Origin of the sequence: Mesorhizobium sp. M7A.F.Ca.CA.003.01.2.1 (genome assembly GCF_003998945.1) — a bacterium.
Lineage (GTDB): Bacteria > Pseudomonadota > Alphaproteobacteria > Rhizobiales > Rhizobiaceae > Mesorhizobium > Mesorhizobium ciceri.
In genome coordinates this window covers 1-976 of sequence record NZ_RZRA01001384.1, presented here as the reverse complement: position 1 = coordinate 976, position 976 = coordinate 1, and the positions used below count along the sequence as shown (strand labels likewise).

Annotated in this window: 1 protein-coding gene; it reads right to left on the bottom strand. The window is 66.4% G+C overall.

The genetic code is table 11. The features are described 5' to 3' along the window. On the bottom strand, positions 1-976 hold a 976-nt coding region (locus EN969_RS32840; RefSeq protein WP_206525307.1), incomplete at both ends, for an FAD-dependent monooxygenase.

Below are 976 nucleotides of genomic sequence, written 5' to 3'. Positions count from 1 at the left end.
TCGGCAGACCGAGCTCCGCGCCCACCGTCTCCGCCGCGGCGACCCACGCCTCGCCGCCAATACCGGTCAAAAGCGTGAACTCGCCATGCCCGCAAAGATCGAGCGTCGAGACCTTCCTGCCCGAGCGCTCGAACACCCAGACATGCGGCAAGCGCGCGCCCGGCCACGTCGTTGGCGCATAGTGCAGCTCGCGATCCTTCTCGAATGCCGGCTCGCGCTGGCCGTCGGTCACCACCGCGCCGGACGCATAGCGCTGGTTCATCTCGACGCCATGGGCGTCGAACTCGTACTTCTTGAAGGCGATAGCCTTGCGGAGCGCCTCGCGCTGCGCTTCGGCCGCGGGCGTCGCGTCGGCGCGGGCCTCCATGTTCCTCTGGATCTTGTCGTGATCGACGCCGCCATCCATGCCGAGCGCCTCGAAGATCGGTCCGAATTCGGCAATGGACTGGTTCGCCCGCGTCACGATCTGGCGCGCGATCGGTGCGCGCTCGGCAGAGTAGCTATCCAGAAGCCCGATGCCCGCCTGCCCCTTGACGACCTTGGCAAGCTTCCAGGCGAGATTGAACCCATCCTGGATCGATGTGTTCGAGCCGAGCCCGTTCGAGGGCGGATGCCGGTGCGCGGCGTCGCCCATGATGAACACCCGCCCCTTCTGCATGTGCGTGGCGAAGCAGTTGTTCACCGTCCAGGTGTTGGCGCCCAGGAGCTCGATCTCGAGCGCGGAATCTCCGACCAATTGACGCGCGACCTCGGTGGCCAGTTCCGGCGTTACCTCCGGCGGCGGCTGGTTGATGTCGTAGCCCCAGACGATCAGCCACTCATCCCACGGCCGCACCATGCGAACCAGACCCATGCCGATGCCGCCGACGTCGGCGCCGGGCTGCATGACCCAGTAGAGGACGCTCGGCCGGTGCGCGACGTATTTCGACAGATCGGCCCTGAACAGGATGTTCATCGAGCCGCCGACGCCCATCTT